Below are 4828 nucleotides of genomic sequence, written 5' to 3'. Positions count from 1 at the left end.
GCTCGGCCAAACCGCAAAACATCATCCCGTAGACCCATGCGAATGACGCCAAGGGTGGCCGGCTTCAAATCGGAATACCCGGCCGGCTTGAGATTGGAATGCATGGCCGGCTTCGTCGGTATCCGCACCATTCCCCACGACATCGGCCCGTTCATCATCTCTTGCATCATGACCTGTCTCCCGTTTGCCGCTGTTCCAGATGGTCGAGAGATAGGAGAACCGGCGGTGTCAACGGCGGTCTGATCGAACCGGTGAGGCGGTGAATTCCGCGGCGCCGTTCAAGGATCAACAAAGCCGGAGGTGGTACAGGTTCCACGCACAGAGAAAAAATGTCTCGTCTGATTTCTGCGCCTTCGTGATATGATCCAGTTCCCGCTGGAGAGTTTTTAACCCCTTCTCGACGCGGCTTCCGCTCGCATGTCGGAGATCGCGACGCCCTGGCTCCACAATGCAACAGCGCCAATTCCCGCAACGCTGAGGAGGTTCGCGGCCTCGACGACCAGCACCATTGCAAGCGCCTGCTCTTCAGGCACGCCCAACAGACTGAGCACGAACAGCGCGCCGATGATGAAGCTGCCGGCAACACGCGCAAAATGGCCCAGGATCACGAGCGAGCCGACGAATACCATGATAAAGAGGTATTGCGCTGGCTGAAAGGTAATTCCGAAGGCCAGTCCGGCCCAGAGGAATTGTGTCACAGCCAGTAGTTTGATGGCGATGCTGCCGAGAATGACCGCGCCGCCACGCCAGCGCCGAGGCCAATTGATGCCCTCCGCAAACGAGGATGATAGCCGCTTCAAAGGTGCGGCGAGACGGGCCGGAAGCCGATCGAGCAGCCGCATCAGCGCGGCAGCCGAGGCCTGCCGCCGATAGATTATCAGACCAGCGAGCAGGATGGCGAAGAGAAGGACCATTCCGGCTCCACCCCAGACCAGGCCCGCACGAACGCCGCCGGGATCAGGAAAAGCCACCAGGAGAAGCACGATCGGGATCAGGCAGACAAAAACGATGCCGTCGCTCAGCCTGTCGAGCGCGACAGTCGCGAGCACGGAGGCGAGCTTGAGGCTTTCGCGCCGGGCGACCAGCCACGAGCGGGCAATCGTTCCGAAACCAAAAGGCACGAGGGTGGCGAGGAGATACCCAGCCATGATGGCGCCGAAGAGGTAGATCGTTCCGATCGGCCGCAGCGGAAACAAAAGCTGCCGCCACTTCCAGGCGCGAACAGTCTGCTCCGCGATAACCGCTCCCGGCAAAATCAACAGAAAGCGCAGGTCGGCATCCCTCAGGGTGGTGAGGAAGCGATCGAGATCGAATTTTCGAAGCACCCAAGCGAGGGTCGCCAGACCGATGGCCGCGCCAAGCCAGGGCAGCCATCGCCGCCAATCTCGACCTTTACGATCGATTACATAAGCATCGTCCAAGGCGGGCTTGACCTTCCCATGCAGGCAAGGCGCAGCCTTTAGCAGAGGATTGTAGAGAGCCCGATCAAAAAATGGAGACCTGACATGACCCAACGCAGGTTGAATTTGAGCGTGCGGATAGCTGCCGCCCTGAAACAAGCGGGCGAGGAACACCGCCTCGATGTGGCTGAGTACCTGCTACGGGCGCTCGAGGTTCTCGACGCTGGTTCATCTCCTCCAGGCGAACGGAATCTGCATTTGCGGCCGGTTTCGCGGGCGCGCACGCAACATTGACATCGCGGGTTCGTTCAAGATCGAGGGCGGCCTCGTTCGAGCCCGAGATCCAATGTCAGTCGCGCTGCACGTCGATTACGTCGCCGTCGCGGCTGATGATGATCCGCATATCGTCACCGTTCACATCGATGCCGACGATGACCCAGCCCCGGCGCCCCTGGCGTACGCGCTCAACACGATCCAGCCCTTCGCCTCGCGCGAGGCGAACCGCCTCGTATTCGGTAATGCCTTCAGACTCAAACCTGCGGTAGGGCCTTATCGGCTCTTCCGGGACAATCTCTGGCGGGTTGATCTGCAGTCCGTTGGGGCCCAGCTCGATTGTCTGTGAACGCGCGCTTGCAACAGGCCACACGAGAATTGCGGCCATGACTGTCAAAACGGCAACGCCCGCGGCCCAGCTTTTCGAGATCATCGTTCTCTCCCAACCCGAGATTTACGATGCGGATGAATTCCGGCGAGATTGCGTGTGCGGTGCGGCTTAAAAGATCTTTTCATCGTGCGATTTGTCGTCGTTGCGCGCCCTTCGGACCCCGCTCTACTCCGCCGGCATTGCCGGCTCCACGGAACCCCGCGAGCGGGTTTCCGCCTTCGGTAACGATCGGTCGCGCGGGCCGGCGCCAGGCGCCGGCGATGCCGCGCCGCCGGCGCGATGATGTTGCGCTGGGCGGGAAGAGAGGCGCGCGGCCCTCTCTCCCCAGCAAGAGCCAAATCGGGTCTCCCCATCCTTCCGCGCCGCAAGCGGCTTGTGCAGGACCGGGACGAGGATCCGCGTGCCGCGGCCCCTCGCCCGGCGCGAAACCGCGTGGGCGATTCCCCTCCCGATTTGGCTCTTGCCCCCCTCTCTCCCCGCTGCTCGCCGCGAAGGCAGGAGTGCAGGCGGACCTGCACCCTTCCGGGTGACGGGCCTTCGGCCTCAAACAGGAGAGACGACCATGACCACGACCACCACCGCGACGATCGGCACGCTCGCCACCGCCTTCCAGCACATCGCCCTGTCGAAGCTCGTCCCCAGCGCCGCCAATGTCCGCAAAGTGAACTCGACCGCTGGCATCGGCGAGTTGGCCGACAGCATCGAGGCGCACGGCCTGATCCAGAACGTCACCGTCAGGAAGGCGGCCAAGGGCCAGAAGTTCGAGGTCGTCGCCGGCGCGCGGCGGCTGGCGGCGCTGCGGCTCTTGGCGAAGGAGGGCCGGATCGCCAAGGATATTGATATCCCGTGCAATGTGCTGGCGGCCGAGCGCGATGCCGAGATCTCCCTTGCCGAGAACACGCAGCGCGAGGCGATGCATGTCGTGGACGAGGTCTTGGCCTATCAGCGCCTAGTCGAGGATGGAATGCCGGCGGACGCGATCGCCAGCCGGTTCGGGCAGTCCGTCGTCACCGTGCGCCAGCGCTTGAAGCTCGCCAGCCTGTCGCCGGCCATTCTGGACGAGATGCGCAGCGATGCCATCACGATCGAGCAGGCCCGCGCGCTGGCGATCAGCGACGATCATGCGGCGCAGGAGGCGGCATGGTTCGGACGCGACGGCTGGAGCCGCAGCCCCGGCAATCTCCGGGCAGTGCTGACCGACGAGCATATCCGCAGCAGCGACAGGCTGGCGCGCTTCATCGGCATCGAGGCCTATGAGGCCGCCGGCGGTGCCGTGCTGCGCGACCTGTTCGCGCAGGATCAGGCGACCTTCCTGACCAACCGACCCTTGGCGATGGAACTGGCGGCCGAGCGGCTGCAAGCGGTCGCCGATACGGTCCGGCCGGAAGGATGGGCATGGGCGCAGATCAGCATTGAGGCCGATGGCCTGCATCAGGCCGGCTATGGCCGCATCCACCCCCGACGCCGCGATCATACCGAGGCCGAGCAGGCCGAGCTTGCGGCATTGGGCGAGAGCTACGACGCTTTGGCCGAGCAGATCGAATCCCATGCCGAGGGCGAACCGCAGATCGCGGCCGATGAGGACCGCCTGACCGAGATCGAACGACGCATTGACGCCATCAAGCATGCCGCCCAGACCTTTGCGCCCGAGGAACAGGCTCTTGCCGGCTGCCTTGTCGCGATCGGCTATGATGGCTCGCTGCAGGTGACGCGCGGCCTCGTCAAGGCGGAGGACCGCCCGGCGCTGGAGCGGTTGCGCCACGGCGAGCAAGGCGATCACGACGATGGCGAGGTCCCTGCCCTGCCCTCTCAGGCTGAGACGTCGGAGCCGAGCGGATATTCCGCGACGCTGATCGAGGAGTTGACCGCAATCCGCACGGCGGCGCTGCGCGTGGAGCTTTCGCAGCGCCCGATTGTCGCGATGGCGGCGATGCTGCACCCGTTGGTGCTGGCAAGCTTCTATGGCCGGCATCAGGGCCTGCACATGCACTCGGCTATCGAGGTCAGGGGTGAGCGCAAGGCGCTCGACCTCAGCATCAAGCAACCCGAGGCCTGCCGGGCAATGGCCGGCTGGACCGAAATCGTCGAGGCATGGGGCTACCGCCTCCCCGGCGATCAGGCCGATCTCTGGACGTGGCTGATCGACCAGCCGATCGAGACGCTGACGGACCTTCTCGCCGTGGTGTCGGCGGCGAACCTCAACGCGGTCACAGCCCGCCACGAGATCAGCCGGGGCCGGATCGCTCAGGCCAACCAGATCGCGCAAGTCGTCGATCTCGACATGCGATCGTGGTGGAGCCCGGAGCAGGAGTTCCTGTCGCGGCTGTCGAAATCGAGCATCGCCGCGATCGTGCGCGAGGCCGGGTGTTCCGAGGATGCCGCCAATGCGATCGAGCGCAGCCCAAAGGCCGAAGCGGTCGCTCAGGCCGAACGCGAACTGGACGGCAAGGGCTGGCTCCCCTCCCCGCTCCTGACGCCGGGCGCCGTTCAGGCCGACGCCGCCGACCGCCAGCATAATGATATTGATGACGAGGCACCGATGTCGATGGCGGCCGAGTAAGCAGCCACGCCGCCGGCGAACCAGACATCTCCGATCGGACCAGCCGCCCGGGTCTCATGGCCCGGGCGGTATTCGCGCGCGGGGACTGCTCCTGCGCGGGATCGACCCGCCCAGGACCAGATCAGGGGCTGTCTCTTATACACATCTGACGCTGCCGACGCAGCCAGAAGGGGTGGACGCGGTGGTCCGAGCACGCAGGACACA

General features: G+C 64.5%; 3 protein-coding genes. 1 reads left to right on the top strand and 2 read right to left on the bottom strand.

Translation table 11 applies throughout. The features are described from left to right. Positions 1-386: 386 nt before the first annotated feature. Positions 387-1574 carry a lysylphosphatidylglycerol synthase transmembrane domain-containing protein gene (locus tag AE618_RS11195; RefSeq protein ID WP_197280755.1) on the bottom strand — a complete coding sequence of 396 codons (1188 nt, stop codon included), beginning with the start codon at positions 1572-1574 and terminating at the stop codon, positions 387-389. A gap of 175 nt (positions 1575-1749) precedes the next feature. Further along, positions 1750-2106, bottom strand: coding sequence for a PepSY domain-containing protein (locus AE618_RS27950; protein ID WP_156330221.1), 357 nt, complete (start codon positions 2104-2106; stop codon positions 1750-1752). A gap of 520 nt (positions 2107-2626) precedes the next feature. Here AE618_RS27950 and AE618_RS11185 point away from each other — a divergent pair. Then, positions 2627-4624, top strand: coding sequence for a ParB/RepB/Spo0J family partition protein (locus tag AE618_RS11185; protein WP_082365188.1), 1998 nt, complete (start codon positions 2627-2629; stop codon positions 4622-4624). Positions 4625-4828 lie beyond the last annotated feature (204 nt).

This window comes from Allobosea vaviloviae (genome assembly GCF_001298265.1).
Taxonomy (GTDB): domain Bacteria; phylum Pseudomonadota; class Alphaproteobacteria; order Rhizobiales; family Beijerinckiaceae; genus Allobosea; species Allobosea vaviloviae_B.
The sequence above is the reverse complement of the archived record's forward strand: the minus strand, read 5'-3'. Positions and strand labels throughout refer to the sequence as shown.